Here is a 17811-nt window from a genome sequence, read left to right as displayed (position 1 = left end):
TAGAACTCCCCCGGTCTAAACCTAACACAATTCGGGCAAATGCAGAACCAGGCGGCCTGAAACCGCATTTTACCGGGATAAACTTTGGTCCAATTCCTTGCGTTTCAACCAAAAGCCAATCGCAGCGCACGCGCCCTGTTCCCAGTTTCACAACATCGCCACAACGCAAAAAGGAGATGCAAAATGGAAACCTTGAAACTGCTGACACTGACCGGATTGATTGCAACAGCGCCGGTTCTTGCACTGGCCAATGTCGGGCTGGGCGACAAACTGGGCACCACCGAGTCCGATATCCGCACGGCCCTGGAGGCGCAGGGATACGAAATCGAAGAGATCGAATTCGAAGATGGCGAGATCGAGGTTGAACTCATCAAGGATGGCGTGGAAACTGAACTCGTCCTGTCCGAGACGGACGGCATGGTAACTGCCATCGAACTCGAAGGGGACGACGATTGATCGGATAAAATCACAGGAGCCTCATGAAGCTTTCACAAACGTCATTGCTTTGGCTCCTTCTGGTGGTGCAGGCCGTCTGCGCCGCCTTTTTCGTGACGGACGCGATGCTGGACTGGACCGGCGGGGAAAGCGCGGGCTTTCGCCACCTGCATAGTTTCGAACTGGTTCTGGCCCTGGCATTGATCGGCGGTCTTGCCGCGACGATTGCATTGATCCGGTCCCAGAACAGGCGTGTGCGCGACATGCAGCGACAGCTGAGCGTCGCGCAGGGCGCGTTTGCTCAACTCATTGCCTCTCAATTCACTGAGTGGAACCTGAGTGATGCTGAGCGCGACGTTGCCCTGCTTTCTATCAAGGGTCTGTCAATCGCGGACATCGCGACATTGCGGCAAACCAAGGAAGGCACGGTCAAAGCGCAATGCGCGGCGGTGTATCGCAAGGCAGGAGTTACGGGACGCGTGCAATTGCTGAGCTACTTCATCGATGAGTTGCTTTCCGAACCTTTGCTTACAAACAGTTCTGAAAGGTCGAATTCGACCACATAGACCGTGAATCAAAGTGTTAGCTCGGTACTGATCTTATTCACTCACACACGCCCAAGATCCTGTGAATTGAAGTGAAGGGCTGTTGCCTTTCATTCCTGCCTCTACTGCCCACATGTGCGCCATAACAAATGTGGAACAAAGGACATGGTCATGGTTACGCGTCTTCTTCTCGCCTCGACAGCTTTGACGATCAGCGCGTCCGCGCTGGCCGCGCAGAGCCTGTCGGATGATCTCTATCTTCAGGGCTTTGCCGGGTACAGCCAGCTGCAGGACAGCGACTTTAGCGGCACAATCAATGGATCGTCGCAGTCGGTGGATACCGATTTCGATGGCGGCTATGGGCTGGGCATCGCGGTCGGCAAAGAGATCCCGCAGTGGTCGAACGATCAGTTTGGCGCCCGGATCGAGCTGGAGCTGTCCTACCGCGACAACGACGTGGATGGCGTCAATTTTTCAGGCAACGGACCCGGCGCAGAAGGCAACATTTCGGGTGACGTGTCGCAGACATCGCTGTTCGCCAATGTGCTGGTCGATTTCAAACAGGCAGGGGCCTTCACGCCCTATGTCGGTCTGGGTCTGGGTGCCACCTATTCTGATCTGGACTTTGTCTACGGGCCGGGCGTTAAACTTAACGACACCGACACCACCTTTGCTGCGCAAATTATTGCCGGTGTAGCCTATGAGATCAGCCCAAATACCTCTCTGACCCTGGACACCCGATATGCCCGCGTATTCGACGTATCCTCGGCACGTTTGGCACCAAACGGTGCGTCTACGGGTACGGTCGAGGATGATATCGACGCCTTCAGCGTCAATGTCGGACTGCGTTACGGTTTCTGATGGATCACGGGGAAGTGTTTCTTTCGGGTTTCTCTTCCCCCTTTCGTTATCGTGTTCTATGCACTGTGGCATGAGGACTTTTGTCATCCATATGACAGCAAGCACAGCGCGGCGACCCAATGCCGAAAGGCTGTGTGCCAGTCTGCCCGATGCGGAACTGTTCGAGGCCGTCAATGGGAAGGACCCCGCTCAGATCGCAGATGTACAATTGTTTCCGGGCGATTTGTATCGCCCCAGATACCCTTTTCCGCTACGCCCTGCGGAGATCGGAATTTTCGCGAGCCATCGGCGAATCTGGCGCAAGCTCGTTGATGAAAAGATCGACCGCGCTATCATTACCGAGGATGATTTGCGCATAGATCCGTGTCGTATGGCCTATGCGTTAGAGATGTTGGATCCGCTTGCAACCCCGGATCATTATATCCGAATTCCCGTGAAACAACGCGAGGATGCGGCACGAACGCTTATAAAGCAAAATGGATTGCGTCTGATCCTGCCAAAAGTCATTGGCTTGCAATGCGTCTGCCAGGTGGTCGGGCGGCGTGCGGCTGAGCGGTTGCTTGCCGTAACCGACCAGATTGACCGACCGGTCGACACGTTCCTGCAAATGCACTGGGTGACTGGGCAGCCGATCCTTTCCTTGCAAGGAAGCGGCAATCAGGAAGTCGCACAAGAAATCGGCGGTTCGACCATACAGGCAAGCCCGCCGCTGGCCGACAAGCTAACGCGTGAGTTCAAACGCGCTGCCTACCGTCGGAAACTGTATCAGCACCCTCAACGATACGCAGCTTAGTCACCCTTGAAGGCGGATTGGAATCGGGCAGAGCTTATCGCCCTGCCCGAGCTACTTTAGCTGGGCGCTTTGGTTTTGCGCAGATACGGAAAGATGGTTTCGAACTCACCGAACTTTTCTTTTGCCTCATCATTCGACACGGCCGGCGGGATGATCACGTCTTCGCCCGGCACCCAGTTCGCGGGGGTGGCCACGCCCTTGGCACTCATCTGCAGACCATCCAGCGCGCGCAGGATTTCGGCAAAATTTCGGCCCACGGTCATCGGGTAGGTCATCGACAGTTTCAACTGTTTGTCAGGGCCGATGATGAACACCGAACGCACGGTTGCACTGTCGGCAGGCGTGCGGCCATCGGGCAGGTATGCCTCGGCGGGCAGCATGTCGAACGCCTTGGACACGGCCAGACCGTCATCAGCGATGATCGGAAAACCGGGGTTGGCGTTGCCATACGCCTCGATGTCCTTCTTCCACTTCTTGTGGTCCTCGACGCCATCGACTGAGACGCCCATCACCTTGGTGTTGCGGGCTGCCCATTCGTCGTTCAGCTGCGCAACGGCCGAGAACTCGGTAGTGCAAACCGGCGTGAAATCCTTGGGGTGTGAGAACAGGATCGCCCAGCTGTCACCGATCCAGTCATGGAACTGAACAGTGCCCTGATCCGTTTCTGCGGTGAAATTCGGAACGGTGTCATTGATGCGCAAACTCATGGGGCATCTCCTTTTTTGTGAAACAAACCGAGTCGGTTGCTGGAAACCTAATAACTCTGCGCCATTGTTAAACCATTAGCTGCTTGAAAGGGTATTCATTTTTGAGGAAATTAATTTGATCAAATTGCGCCTTGCCACACCGATATGCCGGTGCCAGAGTGGCGCAAATTCCCGCCATCCGGGCCACGGGATCAGGAGGATACGTGATGATCGAGAAACGCAATTTCTACATTGACGGAACATGGGTCGCCCCATCTGCAGCGAATGATTTCGAGGTGATCAACCCCTCGACCGAGGAACCCTGCGCGGTGATCTCACTGGGCGCGCAAGCTGATACCGACGCCGCAGTTGCTGCCGCAAAGGCCGCCCTGCCCGGCTGGATGGCCACACCGGTCGAAGATCGCATCGCGCTCGTCGAGAAACTGATCGGGATTTACCAATCCCGGTCCGAGGACTTGGCACAGGCAATGTCGCTTGAGATGGGCGCTCCAATCGACATGGCGCGCACCCAGCAATCTGGCGCGGGCATGTATCACCTTGCGAACTTTGTGCGCGCAGCCAAAGCGTTCCAATTCGACCGCCCGCTGGGCGATCACGCGCCCAATGACAGGATCATCTATGAGGCCGTCGGTGTTGCCGCCCTGATCACGCCATGGAACTGGCCGATGAACCAAGTCACGCTCAAGGTTGGCGCGGCGGCGATTGCAGGCTGCACCATGGTTCTGAAACCCTCCGAACAAAGCCCGCTGAACGCGATGATTTTTGCCGAGATGATGGATGAGGCCGGCTTCCCCGCCGGTGTGTTCAATCTGGTGAACGGCGATGGCGTGGGCGTCGGTTCCCAGCTTTCCGCGCATCCGGATGTGGATATGGTCAGCTTTACCGGCTCGACCCGTGCCGGGACCGCGATCTCGAAAAGTGCTGCAGACACCTTGAAGAAGGTACATCTGGAGCTGGGCGGCAAGGGTGCAAACGTGGTCTTTGCCGATGCCGATGAAAAGGCCGTCAAACGTGGCGTTCTGCACATGATGAACAACACCGGCCAAAGCTGTAATGCGCCCAGCCGCATGCTGGTGCAGCGCCCGATCTACGATCAGGCCGTGGAAACGGCGGCTGAAGTGGCCAGCATGGTTTCGGTGGGCAGCGCGCAGGAAGAAGGCCGCCATATCGGTCCCGTCGTGAACGAGGTGCAGTGGAACAAAATCCAGGACCTGATCCAGAAGGGCATCGATGAAGGCGCCCGGCTGGTAACAGGCGGCACCGGTCGGCCCGAGGGGCTGAACAAGGGCTATTATGTACGTCCAACCGTCTTTGCCGATGCCAATAACCAGATGACCGTCGCGCGCGAAGAGATCTTTGGCCCGGTCCTGACCATGATCCCCTTCGACACCGAAGAAGAAGCGGTCGAGATTGCCAACGACACGCCATACGGCCTGACCAATTACGTTCAGACACAAGACGGCGCGCGGGCCAATCGAATGGCGCGGGTACTGCGGTCCGGCATGGTTGAAATGAATGGCCAGTCGCGCAGTGCAGGTTCACCGTTTGGCGGCATGAAACAGTCCGGAAACGGGCGCGAGGGCGGCTTGTGGGGGTTGGAGGACTTCCTTGAGGTCAAAGCCGTCGGTGGCTGGGCAGCAGAGTGACGCCAGACTAGAACTTAACAAAAGGGCGCGGCGGTGGTTACCCGCCGCGCCTTTTTCTTTACCTGGGTCGCACGATCAGTTGCGGTTGGCCGTCCGAGGTATGTCGCGTGGATCGGCCATCCCAACCAATCTCACCGGTTACGCGTTGCCGATAGGCCGAGAAGCTGTCGAATTGAACGACATCCACGGGGGTGTCAAAGTGTAAGGTAACGCGCCGATGCGACCCGTCACCCAACAGGGTCATACCACGGATCTCCGCCCTGAACGGCTGCCCCAGATAGAACCCTTTAACGCGATCACCAACACGCAAATGCATGCGATTTCCGGCCATTGCGTGCAACGTATTCCAATCGCGCACCCCATGTTGATGCGCCAGCAATTCCAGCGATTCACTATGCGAGAGCGTAACCCCCGCTCCGCGCAGCCTGTCGCGCAGTCGTTTTGCCTGCGCTTTTAGCTCCTCAAGTGGAGCAATACTATTTGAACGTGTCATTTCTTGCCTCGTTTCCTTAAACGGGCGCCAAGTCAGGACGGGGTTCGCATTACCATCCGCGCGCCAGAAAAGGGCAACAGATGTTCATTAATCGGGTTTCACCAATGCCAAATGGCTGCGAACGGCAGGGGACCCAAACCTGAAGGAAACCTTTGGCACCGGCGAGTGTATCTGTCAATCAGGCGCTGGCACTTTTCAACTCGCTGTCCGGTTCCAGATGGATGACAAAGACTGACCCCGGAAACTTCCTGTTCAGGGCCGCCTCGATATCGTCGCAGATGTCGTGCGCGGCCGCGACCGACATGGCACCGTCGACGACAAGGTGAAACTCAACGAAAATCATGTTGGCTGACCTGCGACCGCGCAGATCATGATACTCAAGCGCCGGGCCTAAATTGGCTTCGATTGTTTCGCGGACAGACGTCAATTCTCCGTCGATCAGCGAAGCATCCATCAACCCGTCGACCGAGCTACGGATGACCTTCCAACCTTCCCACAAAATGTTAACGGCCACCAGAATCGCGATAATGGGATCAAGGATCAACCAACCTGTCGCCATCGCAATCAGCAACCCGACAACAACACCGACCGAGGTCATAATGTCGGTTAATATGTGCTTTCCGCTTGCCTCTAACGCTGGCGAGGATTCTCGTCGCCCAACCCGCAACAGCAGAAACGCCCAGATACCATTCAGGCACGTCGCGCCCACATTTATGGCAATGCCCAGGAACGGTTCCCCGGCCAGATGCGGATCAGGTAATGCGAAAACAGCTTCACGAATGATCAGCAGCGCGGCCAGAACAATCAGCGTCCCTTCGGCCACGGCCGACAGATACTCGGCCTTCTTATGCCCGAACGGGTGTTTCTTGTCTGGCGGCATGCCAGATATCCGCACCGCGAAAAATGCAAGCAGAGCAGCCGCCACATTCACCACCGATTCCAAGGCGTCCGAGAGCAGGGCGACCGAGCCCGTCACCCACCAGGCCAGCAGTTTCAGCAGCAAAACCGCCACTGAAACCGGAATGGCCCACGCCGCGAATGTCTGTGTGATCTGCCTGCTGTCCTGCTTCATAGAATCTCACTATCACAGGATGCAGCAGCGCAATGTTTGTTTTTGACGTGACTATGCGTCGGCCTGAGCGGCCTCGAATGCCAGCATTGCGCGTTTGACCGGCAAGCCCCAATGATAGCCACCCAGCCCACCGGATTTGCGCAACGCCCGATGGCAAGGGATCAGCCAGCTAACCGGGTTGCGACCAACCGCAGTACCCACGGCGCGGACGGCTTGTGGCGATCCCACACGCTGCGCGATTTCGGAATAGGTGGTGACCTGACCCGACGGGATGTGCATCAGCGCCTCCCAAACCTTGATTTGCAGGGGCGAACCAATAAGGTACAGCGGCGTAGGTTCCAGCCGGTCACTTGCCGCACCAAAAGCACTCAGCACCCAAGGGCGCAGACGCATCGGATCCTCAATGAAATCCGCTTTTGGCCAACGCGAGATCATATCCTCCATCGCGGCCTCTTCACCGGTTTCAGCACCAAAAGCCATGCCGCAAATGCCCTTGTCGGTTCCCATCACCAGTGCCGGGCCAAATGGGCATTCGAACCAGCCCCAATAGATGGTCAGCCCGATGCCCCTGCGCGCGTATTCGCCGGGACTCATGGATTCCCATTTCAGGAACAAATCGTGCAGACGGCCACTGCCGGACAGGCCGACGTTATGCGCGGTTTCCAACGTGGTGAACCGTTCCCGCAACAATGCCTTGGCATGGCCCAGCGTCAGATATTGCTGGTAGCGTTTCGGCGACACCCCGGTCCAACGCGAGAACAAGCGCTGGAAATGCGCCGGGCTCATATCCATCTGGCGGGCTAGCTCTTCCAGGCTCAGGCCCTCGCCGCCCTGATCAATCAGGTCGATCGCGCGGCGCATGACGTTGTAGTGGTATCCGCTTTCCGGGGTCTGGACGTTCATGGCTATTACCTCATTGTCTTGACCAAACCATAGCGCGCAGGTCACGGCCCCGCGACCCGGAACTTGCGCATTGGCTTTGGACTTGTATCGACGCGCCCCGAACGGCATTAAGACGCGGATGGCAGAACAACTCGGATATCACCGGATCCGCGAGATCTTTACGCGCTTTCAAGAAGCCGACCCCAAACCCAAGGGCGAGCTTGAGCATGTCAACGTCTACACTCTGGTCGTTGCTGTGGCGCTGTCTGCGCAGGCCACCGATTTAGGCGTGAACAAGGCGACCCGTGCGTTGTTCAAGATCGCCGACACACCGCAAAAGATGCTGGATCTGGGCGAAGAAGGTTTAACCGAGCACATCAAGACCATTGGCCTGTTTCGGCAAAAGGCGAAGAACGTCATTAAACTCAGCCGTATTCTGGTCGACGATTATGGCGGCGAAGTGCCCAATTCCCGCGCAGCCCTGCAGTCACTGCCAGGAGTGGGCCGCAAGACCGCCAATGTGGTGTTGAACATGTGGTGGCGATATCCGGCGCAGGCGGTGGACACGCATATCTTCCGGGTCGGCAATCGCACCGGCATTTGCCCCGGCAAGAATGTGGACGCCGTCGAACGCGCCATCGAAGACAATATCCCGACCGACTTTCAGCTGCATGCGCATCACTGGCTGATCCTGCATGGCCGCTATCATTGCAAGGCGCGCAAACCCATGTGCGGTACCTGCATCATCCGCGATCTCTGCGAATTTGAGGACAAGAACCTATGAAAACCTACCAACTGACCGGCATCGGAAACGCCGTTGTGGACGTGATCTCCCAAGCCGACGACAGTTTCCTGGAGCTGATGGGCATCGAAAAAGGCATCATGCAACTGATCGAGCAGGAGCGTGGCGAAGTCCTCTATGCCTCGATGGAAGGCCGGGTTCAGACGCCGGGTGGTTCGGTTGCCAACACGATCGCTGGCGCAGGTGCGCTGGGGCTGGATTCAGCGTTTATCGGGCGGGTTCATGACGACGCTCTGGGCCGGTTCTATGCCGACGCGATGAACGAGGACGGCGTTGATTTCGTGAACCCTCCGGTACCGGGTGGCGAGCTGCCAACGTCGCGGTCGATGATTTTTGTCTCGCCCGATGGGGAACGGTCAATGAATACCTATCTGGGGATTTCCTCGGAACTGTCGTCGCAGGACGTATCGGATGACGTCGCAGGCAACAGCCAGATCATGTTCCTTGAGGGCTATTTGTTCGACAAGGAAAAGGGCAAGGCCGCGTTTCTTGAGGCCGCGCGCGCGTGCCACAAAGGTGGCGGCAAGGCGGGTATCGCCATTTCCGACCCCTTCTGTGTGGAACGCCACCGTGTTGATTTCCTGCTGCTGATCGAAAACGAACTTGATTTCGTCATTGGCAACGAGGCCGAGATCAAATCCCTGTTCGAAACCGACGATCTGGAAGAGGCGCTGGCCAAAACCGCCGCGATCTGCCCGCTTGTTGTATGCACCCGCTCCGGCGACGGCGTGACTGTCCTAAGCGACGGGCAACGCGTCGACGTACCGGTCGAGAAAGTTGTGCCCGTGGATGCAACCGGTGCGGGCGATCAGTTTGCCGCCGGCTTCCTGTTTGGCATGGCCACAGGCCGCGATCACGAAACCTGCGCCAAGATCGGCAATATCTGCGCCCGCGAGGTCATCAGCCACATCGGCCCGCGCCCCGAGGCGAACATGCAGGACCTGCTGCGCGCCGAAGGGTTGCTGTAATCCGCTGATTAAGATCCAGCCGCCGCGTCGTTCAAAGCCCAGTCATACTGATACGCTTTGACACGCGGCGTCTGCTGAAGACGGGCGCGCAGCTCGGGTTCAGCTGCTGTCGCGATATAGGCCAGCACGGATTTTTCATTCGGTCCGAAATCCTCGCGGAACCAGATAAAGATCTTTGACAGGATCAATCCGCCACGCGCGTCGAACTGCACACCACGCGGGTCGTTGATATAGGCGTGCTCGGCGGCGGCAAAATCGCGCTCTAACGTCTCGGCCTGCCAGGCGCGGTCCATCAGGTTGGGGCAACCTACAGCGGCACAGTTCAGCGCATAGTGGATGCGCGGTTCGCCGAATGTGGGCCGGATAATGCGGTGTTCGATGTCATTGAGGGTCAACTCCTGCCCGGCCACCTGCGCCAGAGGTTGATTCCACGGCCCAATCGAAAATCGTCCGTTCTTGATGTCGCGGATCGAAGAAACGAGATAGTTTTCAAGAACCACATCCACCGTCAACGCATTGTACAGGTTGATCCAATACGCCAGTTGCTGATCACGTGTCAGCCGCGCAGGGTCAATGGCTTGCAGATCGACCAGATATTCGTCCAGGCGCGCCCTGTCTGCCTGTGTCACCTGCCCATAAGTTACCCGGTTCACGCCCTGCCCGTCGGTCACGACATAGCGGTGCAGGAAAGCTGTCCAATCGCGGTGATCGACCTTTTCGCCCGGTGGGGACGCAAATCTGGTCAGGGTCTGCCCTGGCAATGCCTCCGCGGCGGGCAAGGCTAGACGCTCGACACTTGCGCATGCGGTCAAAACCGGAAGCAACAGCAGGATCAGAAGTTTTCTCATGATACGTCCTTTTGGTTCCGGCGCGTGGCCCGCAACTGCCCCTTGAGCCGCTTGAGCGGGGCCAGCCCGGGATCGCTCAGATCCGGCAGATCGGGTCCACCCGACAGGCGGGGAACGGCGGCATTCCACCAGCTTGGTCCAGACGGCCCGTCAACCCGTTCTGGCGCGGCCAGATGCATGTCACGCTGCGCGTTGTGAACACACATGGACAACGGCCCGTTCGCGGTTGCGACCGTAAAGACGCAAGAGGCACAGCGGTCTTCTTCGAGCGCATCGGCGGCCATAAAATTGTGGATAAACACTGACTGCCGACGGACGGGACCCTGCAACAACCCTCGACCCAACCGCAGCACACAACCCAACAGATGTAGCCCGGCCCGCAGCGCCAACAGCGGGTTGCGCCTCACCATGCGCCAGATGCTGTCGCGGGTGTCGATATGGCCGTCTGCCGACTGATCGACGCGGCTTAGCGCGGCGATCACCTTCTGCGTCAGGCGTTTGGCGGACAGAACCGAAACCGCACGCCCGCCGGCAGTCACAACACTTGCGTAGCGATTGCATTTTGCATGGCCCACGGCGGCCGTGTCAAAATGCAGGGGCGTTTCATATCCGACCTCGACGGCACGCATTACACTGTCCTGCGTGATCGCGTCGGGACGTTCGCGCAAGACCCCGCGCCCGGTATCGGCTTGCATCTGGAAGGACACAAAAGCCACCTCGGGACGGTCTCGCATGAATCGTGCCAGCGCAGACATTTCAGCAATATTGCCGCCGAAGACCGTCGTGTTGAACAATACCCGCAAGCCCAGTCCGCGCGTGTGGCGGATATAGGCGCGGCGCACCACATTTAACTCAGTCTCGCTGTTAAACCCCTTGCGCTCCTGCGTCATGTCGACGTGAAAGGCCACGTCATCCAACCCCGCCGCCGCAAGCCGCGTCAGAAACGCCCGGCTGGCGCGAATGCCGTTGGTCATCAGGCACGACCGCATGCCCAGGCGGCGAATTTCGCGGCACAGTGCCTCAAGGTCTTCTACCTTGCGCAGTGTCGGATCACCCCCCGTCAGTTGAACCGAGACACCGGGGCCATAATGGCTGTGGATCGTGGCAAGACGCGCAAACAGAACCGACAGCGGTGGGTCATAGGTCATCTCGGCTCGGTCCGAGAGGTAACACAGTGTGCAATCCAGATTGCAACGTTGGGTGACCTCAAGCGCGACGCAGGCGATGGGGTAGAACCGGCCCGCCGTCTGCCCTGCGCCATATTCCCCGCACCCTTGCAGACCGCCGCGCAAAGGCGCGCGACGGTCGGTGCCGGTAAACTTGCGTCCGGCGGGTTTTACAGAAGAGAGAGTTGGGGCCGTGTCCTTCATACCCGTCAAGCTAGACAGGTCGATCAGATGCGGCCACGCCCCCTCACGCCAACGTGCGGCTTAGTGAGTGAATCACCCGCAGCACCCGCCGGATTGTTTCACCTGAGCGGTTGCAGGCGCTTCGTTCAGGTTCGCACCCCGCCCCAACCACGTCCGCTCTGCGAGATAGAAATCAGTGAACCGGGTGACAAAGTCATCAGACACGGTTTTCTCAGGAATGCCTGTTGCCAGAAGAGCCTGCTGCCACGCCTTCACCTTAGGATAGTCAGCCAGCATATCGTGCCCGCTGTGATCGGCCACGATTGCAGCCCGGTGAAGCAACGGTAACCAAGCCATATCGACATTGCCCAGCGCCTCGCCCGCAAAGAATGGGCCACCGCTAAGCTGCTTCTCGGCTTTCGCGAACGAGGCGTTCAACTTGGTCGTCCGATCCGCAAAGATCGCCTGATCCGCGCTTTGCATCGCACTGCACTGAACCAGATAATGCTTGCTGGCCTGATAGCTCCACGCGCGGTTCAGGGCGCGCTGTTCAGATGTCAGGTTGGGCTGCAGCGGGGCGGTCACTTCGTCGAGGTATTCGGCAATAGCGTCCGACTCGAACAGTGCGGTACCGCCTTCGGTCACCAGAACTGGCACCTGACCTGTCGGCGACAATTCCAGAAACCAGTCCGGCTTGTCGCTGAGGCTGATATGGTCGATCTGATAGGGCACCTGCTTGGCTTCCAACAGCGCAGTGACGCGCTGAACGAAGGGGCAGATTTTGAAACTGATGATACGGATCATTTGTCTTTCCTTTTGCTGGTTTCATCTGTCAGACGAAGCCCGCATCAAAAAGACGACGATCGGATCAACATTTTTTGCAGGTTTTCTGTTTTTCCTGAACGTCCGAGATATTACCCCGCACATCCATCGAGATATTGCAGCAATCCTCGAACGCTTTTCGCAGCTCTGCCCGGCCTTTTTGAACCCGGGATTTGAGCGTTGAATACGCCAGTCCTTGCGCCTGTGCGTAATCCTGTTGGGACACGCCATTGATGTCGATTGCCATCAGCATGTCCGCGGTTTCCTGCGGCAATCCGCGAATGAAAGGTTCGACGCACCCCTCAAGGTCCTGACGCGTTTCCGGATCATCCCGGTGATACCAAAGATCATCCGGGTGCGCCTCGGAACGGCCTGATTTTCGGTAATGGTCGATTATCGTGCGGTCGGCCGTTTGAAACAACCACGGTTGCAGTTTGGCAGGGTCTTTCAGGTTGGGCAGACCGGTAAAGACCTTGACCGAGATCTCTTGCAACAGGTCTTCCACATCTGCCGCGTTGGACACACGCGAATGCAGAAACGCCTTCAGGCGTGCGCGGTACTTGGGCCAGATGTCTTCAATGCGCATGCTGTTTTATGACAGGTGATCCGCAAAGGCGGCAACCACCTGCTGGTAAACCTCACGTTTGAACGGTACGATCTCGTCGATCAGCTTGCCTGGCTCCTGCCATTTCCATCGGGTGAATTCCGGATGCTTGGTCTGGATGTCGATCTGATCGTCGCGGCCGGTGAACCGCAGAAAGAACCATTTCTGTTCCTGCCCGCGATAACGGCCTTTCCAGATTTTCGGCACGATGTCGTGTGGCAGATCATAAGGCAGCCAGCCGTCCGTCTCAGCCACGATCTCGACCAAGTCCGAAGTTACGCCGGTTTCCTCCCACAGCTCACGCAGGGCTGCATCCCGTGGATCTTCGCCCTTGTCCACGCCGCCCTGAGGCATTTGCCATGCATCCTTGTGGCGGTCATTGCGCTGACCGACGAAAATCCTGCCCTCGGCATTCATCAGCATAAGCCCCACGCAAGGGCGATAGGGCAGTTTGGCGATCTCTTCGGGGGTCATGTGCAGCCTCGTGAATGTGCTTTGAGACGTCTGTATCAAGCCCCAAGGCGCCAGCAAAGGGTGTGACGTTAGGTTTCGCGTGACAACGTTGACGCGAAGGTCAATCTAGCGTCGACAAATCGGGAGGGAGAGTTCGTCATGACTGCGTACCCAAATATGCTGGCCCCGCTGGATCTGGGCTTTACGACTTTGAAGAACCGCGTCCTGATGGGGTCGATGCACACAGGGCTTGAGGAAACCGGCGACTGGAACCGTGTGGCCGAATTCTATGCCGACCGCGCCCGTGGCGGTGTCGCATTGATGGTGACAGGCGGGATTGGCCCGAACTTTGAAGGATCGGTGCTGCCCGGCGCGTCAATGATGACCAATGACAAAGAGGTCGCGAACCACTCTATCGTGACCCAACGCGTTCATGAGGCGGGCGGCAAGATCGCGATGCAGATCCTACATGCGGGTCGCTATGCCTATGGTCCGAAATGTGTGGCCCCCAGCCCGGTGAAATCCCCGATCTCGCCCTTCCCGCCGAATGAGCTGGACGAGGAAGGTATCGAGAAACAGATCAGCGACATCGTGAACGCTGCCGTTCTGGCCCGGAAAGCGGGTTATGACGGGGTCGAGATCATGGGGTCCGAGGGATATTTCCTCAACCAGTTCATTGTGACACACACCAACAAGCGCACCGACCGTTGGGGCGGGTCCTATGAGAACCGCATGCGCCTGCCGATCGAGGTCGTTCGCCGCACGCGCGAGGCCGTGGGCACCGATTTCATCATCATCTATCGCCTGTCGATGATTGACCTGATCCCCAATGGCTCGACCCATGAAGAGGTCGTTGAACTGGCCCAGCGTATCGAAGAGGCCGGTGCCACGATCATCAACACCGGCATCGGCTGGCACGAAGCACGCATTCCGACCATTGCCACCAGCGTTCCGCGCGCGGCCTTTGCCTGGGTGACAAAAAAGCTGATGGGCAAGGTTTCGATTCCGGTCATCACCTCGAACCGGATCAACACACCCGAGGTCGCCGAAGAGGTCCTGTCGACGGGTTGCGCCGACATGGTGTCTCTGGCCCGTCCGATGCTCGCCGATGCGGATTTCGTCAACAAGGCAATTGCAGGTAACGCAGCACAGATTGCGCCGTGCATCGCCTGCAACCAGGCCTGTCTGGACCACACCTTCAGCGGCAAGCTGACCTCGTGCCTTGTGAACCCACGCGCCTGCCATGAGACCGAATTGGAAATCACCACAGCTGAAGCGCCAAAGACGATTGCCATTGTCGGCGCCGGCCCCGCGGGATTATCCACCGCGATGACTGCAGCGCAGCGCGGACACGACGTAACCCTGTTCGATCGCGCCTCGGAGGTTGGCGGCCAATTGAACATGGCCAAGCAGGTTCCGGGCAAAGAAGAGTTCTGGGGACTAGTCGATTGGTACCACACCATGATGACCGATCTGGGTGTGAAGGTAGAGCTGAACCGCGAAGTCAGCGCTGACGACCTGACCGACTTTGACGAAGTGGTTATCGCTACTGGTGTCATTCCGCGCGATCCGAAAATCCCGGGCCAGGATCGGGACAATGTCATCACCTATATCGACGTGCTGCGCGAGAAGACCGCGGTCGGCAAGTCTGTCGCCGTAATCGGCGCAGGCGGCATCGGGTTTGATGTATCCGAGTTCCTGTTGGAAGACGGCCACAGCATCACCACAGACCTGCCCGCTTGGATGAAGGAGTGGGGCGTGACCGATCCGGCCGAGCATCGCTCGGGCCTGGCACCAGAAGGCCCTCAGCCTGCGGCACCTGCGCGTGATGTCACCTTGCTGCAGCGTAAGAAGCAAGCACATGGCAAGGGTCTGGGCAAGACAACCGGGTGGATTCACCGCGCTACGCTCAAGATGAAGGACGTCAACTTTGTGGGCGGCGTGAACTACGAGCGTATCGATGAGGACGGCCTGCATGTCAGCTTTGGCGAAGAACGTGCTGATCCGACCGTGATCGCGGCGGACACAATCGTTCTGTGTTCCGGTCAGGTGTCCGAGCGCAGCCTCGCAGATGCGCTGATCGAACGCGGCATCACTCCGCACGTGATCGGCGGAGCCGATGTGGCGGCAGAGCTGGACGCCAAACGGGCGATCAATCAAGGTACGCGACTGGCGGCAACGTTCTAAAGCAACACCTCAATTGAACTGAAGGAAGCCGTCTCGAAAGAGGCGGCTTTTTTGTGCCGCTTGACTCTCTTGTTATCAATATACATATGTACGCAATGAGTCAGAAAATAGAGCGCACCCAGACGGGAATTCGAATCGAAAAGCGCCTGCTGAAAGTCCTCAAGGGGCTGGCAGAGTCGCTGGACATGACCCTTGGCGATCTGATCGAGGGGATTGCCCTGCATAGCTTTGAGAACAAGCCAGCGTTTTCCGAGGAATCGCTGGAGAAGATCAAACAACTCAAAAGTGTCTACGACCTCGACTGGACAGCCAATGACAGCCACCGCTTCAAGGAGGACGGAGAATGAGCACCGACATCTCCAACGCCTTTGAAGCACATGCCATCGACAACACGACATTCGGACATGCCGAACATGTACAGGTCGCCTACGATCTGCTGCGCAAGTATGATTTCATCGATGCTGCAGCGATCTACGCCAAAGGAATCCGAACACTTGCAGCCAAGGCTGGCACCCCGGATAAGTTCAACCTGACGATCACCTACGCGTTCATGAGCCTGATCGCAGAGCGTCTTGCCAGTTCGAAAACCAGCGCTTTCGAGGCGTTCATTGCGGAAAACCCCGATTTGATGGCCAAGACAGCCCTCAGCCAATGGTATCCACAAGAACGGCTAAATTCGGCGCTGGCGCGCCGTATTTTCCTATTGCCTGACGTGGCATAGCCTCCTGTGCCGTGAAGGCACCTCGATTACTCGACCGAAATCCTGATCACCTGGGACACAATCGGGGTTGCGTGCGGAACATGCCCTGCATCCCCCAGAACCAGTTGCAGCGTGTGATCACCCGACGCGAGCTCCAGCGTCACTTCAGTCTGACCACCACCGAAATGCAAATGATTGTCGTCTGAAGGCAGACCATAGGCGAGCTCATCCGCACCGTCCTCACCCTCACCAATCGGCGGGCGGTCGATCAGCAAATGGTGGTGCCCGGTGTTTTCCGCCTCGGTTCCGGCGGGGGCCACGCCCATCCCGCTTAACCCAAAGACCACGGTCACCGGCGATGAAACCGTGTCGCCATCTGACAGGTTTACAAAATAGACCCGTGCGTCCGGGTTCGACGGCGTCTCGCCACCAGCCCATGCGAAGGTCGCGGACAGACATATGACTGCGACGGTATAAATGGCTTTCATGATCTCCTCCGTGGTCACAAATTTGCCATTGTCATCCTAGCATATCCGGCCGAAATCACCCAAAACCCTTGGCTTACAGGCATTGTGGCCATCTCGGAAACCATCGTTTCCGCGTTTCCCATATGCAAACGATCCGATTTGAAACCCTGATATTATCCCATGTCCGCCCTGTTTCCGCCCAGATTGGACGTCAGGTTGGCTCAAAGGACTAAGACTTGGGGAACGAGAATGGACCGACTGACCGAAATGGAAGCCTTTGCCAATGTGGTGGACCAAGGTGGCTTCACCGATGCGGCCAAGAAAATGGGCATCTCCAAATCGGCCGTATCAAAGCATGTTTCGAGCCTCGAGGCCCGTCTGGGCGCACGGCTGCTGAACCGCACGACCCGGCGCGTGTCGCCGACCGAAATTGGCCTGGCATATTATGACCGCGCACGGCGTGTTCTGAATGACGCGGGCGAAGCTGATGCGCTTGTGACTTCGATGCAATCCGCCCCCTCGGGTCTGCTTCGGATCAGCGTTGCAACAGATTTCGGCGTCAATCACCTGTCTCCGGTTCTGTCGGATTTTCTGGCGGCCTATCCTGATATCACTGTGAACATGGTGCTGAACAACCGCTACGTCGAGCTGATTTCTGAAGGGTTCGATGTAGCCGTCCGGATTGGTGAGCTGGAAGACAGCACCCTGCGCGCACGCAAACTGACTGAAACCGTCAAGCGGATGGTCGCAGCACCCAGCTATGTCGAGAAATTCGGCCGGCCGCAGAAAATTGACGAACTGAATGAACACAAGCTACTGCATTACTCCAGCCAGTCCTCTGGCAATGTATGGAAGCTGACCGCGCCTTCGGGTGAAAAAAGACAGGTTCGCACCGCAGGGTGGCTGAGCGTGAACGATGGGCAATCCCTGTTGAACGCCGCCATCTCTGGTCTGGGGATCGCATATTTGCCCAGCTATCTGTACGCAGATGCGCTGAAATCCGGTGCTGTACTGGACGCTATGCCGTCGCTTCCGGACGAGGTTCAGGGCGTCTACGCCGTTTACCCGCCCGGACGCTTTACTCAGCCCAAGGTTCGGGCATTCATAGATTTTCTCGTCGATGCCTTTCACGAAAAAGGCCCGATGGATTGGTGAATTAACCTCGGTAAACTGTACG

21 protein-coding genes are annotated in these 17811 nt (G+C 57.8%); 11 read left to right on the top strand and 10 right to left on the bottom strand.

Annotated elements, in window-relative coordinates:
• The first annotated feature begins 183 nt into the window (after positions 1-183).
• The 4 genes from AC2FFP_RS08510 (at position 184) to AC2FFP_RS08495 (ending at position 2634) form a co-directional block, all read left to right on the top strand.
• A complete protein-coding gene (locus AC2FFP_RS08510) occupies positions 184-456 on the top strand; it encodes a PepSY domain-containing protein (RefSeq protein WP_496765475.1) in 273 nt (90 codons plus the stop codon).
• Between the two features lie 23 nt (positions 457-479).
• Positions 480-1001, top strand: coding sequence for a helix-turn-helix transcriptional regulator (locus AC2FFP_RS08505; RefSeq protein WP_109313601.1), 522 nt, complete (start codon positions 480-482; stop codon positions 999-1001).
• A gap of 150 nt (positions 1002-1151) precedes the next feature.
• Positions 1152-1841 carry an outer membrane protein gene (locus AC2FFP_RS08500; RefSeq protein WP_496765480.1) on the top strand — a complete coding sequence of 230 codons (690 nt, stop codon included), beginning with the start codon at positions 1152-1154 and terminating at the stop codon, positions 1839-1841.
• Positions 1842-1911: 70 nt separating this feature from the next.
• Entirely contained in the window at positions 1912-2634 is a 723-nt protein-coding gene (locus tag AC2FFP_RS08495; RefSeq protein ID WP_496726370.1) for a glycosyltransferase family 25 protein, read from the top strand.
• A 56-nt stretch (positions 2635-2690) separates the two neighbouring features.
• On the opposite strand, the gene AC2FFP_RS08490 is transcribed toward AC2FFP_RS08495, so the two are convergent.
• Entirely contained in the window at positions 2691-3341 is a 651-nt protein-coding gene (locus AC2FFP_RS08490; protein WP_496880899.1) for a peroxiredoxin, read from the bottom strand.
• 206 nt (positions 3342-3547) lie between these two features.
• On the opposite strand from AC2FFP_RS08490, the gene AC2FFP_RS08485 reads away from it, so the two are divergent.
• Positions 3548-4987 (top strand): aldehyde dehydrogenase family protein, encoded by a 1440-nt coding sequence (locus AC2FFP_RS08485; protein ID WP_496880898.1) that lies wholly within the window; start codon positions 3548-3550, stop codon positions 4985-4987.
• A gap of 58 nt (positions 4988-5045) precedes the next feature.
• Here AC2FFP_RS08485 and AC2FFP_RS08480 read toward each other — a convergent pair whose 3' ends face one another.
• From AC2FFP_RS08480 to AC2FFP_RS08470, 3 genes are all read right to left on the bottom strand, one after another.
• Positions 5046-5480 carry a glyoxalase superfamily protein gene (locus AC2FFP_RS08480; RefSeq protein WP_496880897.1) on the bottom strand — a complete coding sequence of 145 codons (435 nt, stop codon included), beginning with the start codon at positions 5478-5480 and terminating at the stop codon, positions 5046-5048.
• A gap of 178 nt (positions 5481-5658) precedes the next feature.
• Positions 5659-6552 (bottom strand): cation diffusion facilitator family transporter, encoded by an 894-nt coding sequence (locus AC2FFP_RS08475; protein ID WP_496726373.1) that lies wholly within the window; start codon positions 6550-6552, stop codon positions 5659-5661.
• Positions 6553-6603: 51 nt separating this feature from the next.
• Positions 6604-7455: a methylated-DNA--[protein]-cysteine S-methyltransferase gene (locus tag AC2FFP_RS08470; RefSeq protein WP_496726374.1), complete on the bottom strand. Its 852-nt coding sequence runs from the start codon at positions 7453-7455 to the stop codon at positions 6604-6606.
• Positions 7456-7573: 118 nt separating this feature from the next.
• On the opposite strand from AC2FFP_RS08470, the gene nth reads away from it, so the two are divergent.
• Together nth and AC2FFP_RS08460 are read left to right on the top strand one after the other, a co-directional pair.
• A complete protein-coding gene (gene nth / locus AC2FFP_RS08465) occupies positions 7574-8218 on the top strand; it encodes an endonuclease III (protein WP_496880896.1) in 645 nt (214 codons plus the stop codon).
• Positions 8215-9204 (top strand): adenosine kinase, encoded by a 990-nt coding sequence (locus AC2FFP_RS08460; protein ID WP_496880895.1) that lies wholly within the window; start codon positions 8215-8217, stop codon positions 9202-9204. The genes nth and AC2FFP_RS08460 overlap by 4 nt, the downstream gene beginning before the upstream one ends.
• Positions 9205-9212: 8 nt before the next feature.
• Here the strand turns inward: AC2FFP_RS08460 and AC2FFP_RS08455 are convergent, their stop codons facing one another.
• The 5 genes from AC2FFP_RS08455 to AC2FFP_RS08435 all read right to left on the bottom strand — a co-directional run bounded on the left by AC2FFP_RS08455 (position 9213) and on the right by AC2FFP_RS08435 (position 13301).
• A complete protein-coding gene (locus tag AC2FFP_RS08455; RefSeq protein WP_496880894.1) occupies positions 9213-10052 on the bottom strand; it encodes a DUF547 domain-containing protein in 840 nt (279 codons plus the stop codon).
• Positions 10049-11422: a radical SAM protein gene (locus AC2FFP_RS08450; protein ID WP_496880893.1), complete on the bottom strand. Its 1374-nt coding sequence runs from the start codon at positions 11420-11422 to the stop codon at positions 10049-10051. Before AC2FFP_RS08450 ends, AC2FFP_RS08455 begins: the two co-directional genes overlap by 4 nt.
• Before the next feature lie 72 nt (positions 11423-11494).
• Entirely contained in the window at positions 11495-12205 is a 711-nt protein-coding gene (locus tag AC2FFP_RS08445) for a glutathione S-transferase family protein (RefSeq protein ID WP_496765501.1), read from the bottom strand.
• 64 nt (positions 12206-12269) lie between these two features.
• Positions 12270-12809 carry an RNA polymerase sigma factor SigZ gene (sigZ, locus tag AC2FFP_RS08440; protein WP_496765503.1) on the bottom strand — a complete coding sequence of 180 codons (540 nt, stop codon included), beginning with the start codon at positions 12807-12809 and terminating at the stop codon, positions 12270-12272.
• 6 nt (positions 12810-12815) lie between these two features.
• Positions 12816-13301, bottom strand: coding sequence for an RNA pyrophosphohydrolase (locus AC2FFP_RS08435; RefSeq protein WP_496765505.1), 486 nt, complete (start codon positions 13299-13301; stop codon positions 12816-12818).
• 138 nt (positions 13302-13439) lie between these two features.
• Here AC2FFP_RS08435 and AC2FFP_RS08430 point away from each other — a divergent pair, with 138 nt between their 5' ends.
• The 3 genes from AC2FFP_RS08430 to AC2FFP_RS08420 all read left to right on the top strand — a co-directional run bounded on the left by AC2FFP_RS08430 (position 13440) and on the right by AC2FFP_RS08420 (position 16188).
• Complete coding sequence (locus tag AC2FFP_RS08430) at positions 13440-15467, top strand: 2,4-dienoyl-CoA reductase FMN-binding domain-containing protein (protein ID WP_496765507.1); 2028 nt, start codon at positions 13440-13442, stop codon at positions 15465-15467.
• A 95-nt stretch (positions 15468-15562) separates the two neighbouring features.
• A complete protein-coding gene (locus AC2FFP_RS08425) occupies positions 15563-15814 on the top strand; it encodes a hypothetical protein (RefSeq protein WP_496844964.1) in 252 nt (83 codons plus the stop codon).
• Positions 15811-16188, top strand: a complete 378-nt coding sequence (locus tag AC2FFP_RS08420) for a hypothetical protein (RefSeq protein WP_496739545.1) — start codon at positions 15811-15813, stop codon at positions 16186-16188. The genes AC2FFP_RS08425 and AC2FFP_RS08420 overlap by 4 nt, the downstream gene beginning before the upstream one ends.
• A 26-nt stretch (positions 16189-16214) precedes the next feature.
• Here the strand turns inward: AC2FFP_RS08420 and AC2FFP_RS08415 are convergent, their stop codons facing one another.
• Positions 16215-16655 carry a DUF4399 domain-containing protein gene (locus AC2FFP_RS08415; protein WP_496765511.1) on the bottom strand — a complete coding sequence of 147 codons (441 nt, stop codon included), beginning with the start codon at positions 16653-16655 and terminating at the stop codon, positions 16215-16217.
• Positions 16656-16883: 228 nt separating this feature from the next.
• Between AC2FFP_RS08415 and AC2FFP_RS08410 the strand changes: the two genes are divergently transcribed.
• Complete coding sequence (locus tag AC2FFP_RS08410; RefSeq protein ID WP_496726385.1) at positions 16884-17789, top strand: LysR family transcriptional regulator; 906 nt, start codon at positions 16884-16886, stop codon at positions 17787-17789.
• The last annotated feature ends 22 nt before the right edge of the window (positions 17790-17811 follow it).

The organism is Ruegeria sp. YTSC004, assembly GCF_059609805.1.
This window is presented reverse-complemented; position numbering and strand designations above follow the sequence as displayed.

What these genes read in the sequence shown, in the direction of transcription:
- AC2FFP_RS08435 (WP_496765505.1), bottom strand. Translation starts at nt 13,301, where the DNA reads ATGACCCCCGAAGAGATCGCCAAACTGCCCTATCGCCCTTGCGTGGGG.
- AC2FFP_RS08490 (WP_496880899.1), bottom strand. Translation starts at nt 3,341, where the DNA reads ATGAGTTTGCGCATCAATGACACCGTTCCGAATTTCACCGCAGAAACG.
- sigZ (WP_496765503.1), bottom strand. Translation starts at nt 12,809, where the DNA reads ATGCGCATTGAAGACATCTGGCCCAAGTACCGCGCACGCCTGAAGGCG.
- AC2FFP_RS08475 (WP_496726373.1), bottom strand. Translation starts at nt 6,552, where the DNA reads ATGAAGCAGGACAGCAGGCAGATCACACAGACATTCGCGGCGTGGGCC.
- AC2FFP_RS08470 (WP_496726374.1), bottom strand. Translation starts at nt 7,455, where the DNA reads ATGAACGTCCAGACCCCGGAAAGCGGATACCACTACAACGTCATGCGC.
- AC2FFP_RS08420 (WP_496739545.1), top strand. Translation starts at nt 15,811, where the DNA reads ATGAGCACCGACATCTCCAACGCCTTTGAAGCACATGCCATCGACAAC.
- AC2FFP_RS08450 (WP_496880893.1), bottom strand. Translation starts at nt 11,422, where the DNA reads ATGAAGGACACGGCCCCAACTCTCTCTTCTGTAAAACCCGCCGGACGC.
- AC2FFP_RS08495 (WP_496726370.1), top strand. Translation starts at nt 1,912, where the DNA reads ATGAGGACTTTTGTCATCCATATGACAGCAAGCACAGCGCGGCGACCC.
- AC2FFP_RS08505 (WP_109313601.1), top strand. Translation starts at nt 480, where the DNA reads ATGAAGCTTTCACAAACGTCATTGCTTTGGCTCCTTCTGGTGGTGCAG.
- AC2FFP_RS08455 (WP_496880894.1), bottom strand. Translation starts at nt 10,052, where the DNA reads ATGAGAAAACTTCTGATCCTGCTGTTGCTTCCGGTTTTGACCGCATGC.
- AC2FFP_RS08500 (WP_496765480.1), top strand. Translation starts at nt 1,152, where the DNA reads ATGGTTACGCGTCTTCTTCTCGCCTCGACAGCTTTGACGATCAGCGCG.
- AC2FFP_RS08480 (WP_496880897.1), bottom strand. Translation starts at nt 5,480, where the DNA reads ATGACACGTTCAAATAGTATTGCTCCACTTGAGGAGCTAAAAGCGCAG.
- AC2FFP_RS08485 (WP_496880898.1), top strand. Translation starts at nt 3,548, where the DNA reads ATGATCGAGAAACGCAATTTCTACATTGACGGAACATGGGTCGCCCCA.
- nth (WP_496880896.1), top strand. Translation starts at nt 7,574, where the DNA reads ATGGCAGAACAACTCGGATATCACCGGATCCGCGAGATCTTTACGCGC.
- AC2FFP_RS08430 (WP_496765507.1), top strand. Translation starts at nt 13,440, where the DNA reads ATGACTGCGTACCCAAATATGCTGGCCCCGCTGGATCTGGGCTTTACG.
- AC2FFP_RS08460 (WP_496880895.1), top strand. Translation starts at nt 8,215, where the DNA reads ATGAAAACCTACCAACTGACCGGCATCGGAAACGCCGTTGTGGACGTG.
- AC2FFP_RS08445 (WP_496765501.1), bottom strand. Translation starts at nt 12,205, where the DNA reads ATGATCCGTATCATCAGTTTCAAAATCTGCCCCTTCGTTCAGCGCGTC.
- AC2FFP_RS08425 (WP_496844964.1), top strand. Translation starts at nt 15,563, where the DNA reads ATGAGTCAGAAAATAGAGCGCACCCAGACGGGAATTCGAATCGAAAAG.
- AC2FFP_RS08415 (WP_496765511.1), bottom strand. Translation starts at nt 16,655, where the DNA reads ATGAAAGCCATTTATACCGTCGCAGTCATATGTCTGTCCGCGACCTTC.
- AC2FFP_RS08510 (WP_496765475.1), top strand. Translation starts at nt 184, where the DNA reads ATGGAAACCTTGAAACTGCTGACACTGACCGGATTGATTGCAACAGCG.
- AC2FFP_RS08410 (WP_496726385.1), top strand. Translation starts at nt 16,884, where the DNA reads ATGGACCGACTGACCGAAATGGAAGCCTTTGCCAATGTGGTGGACCAA.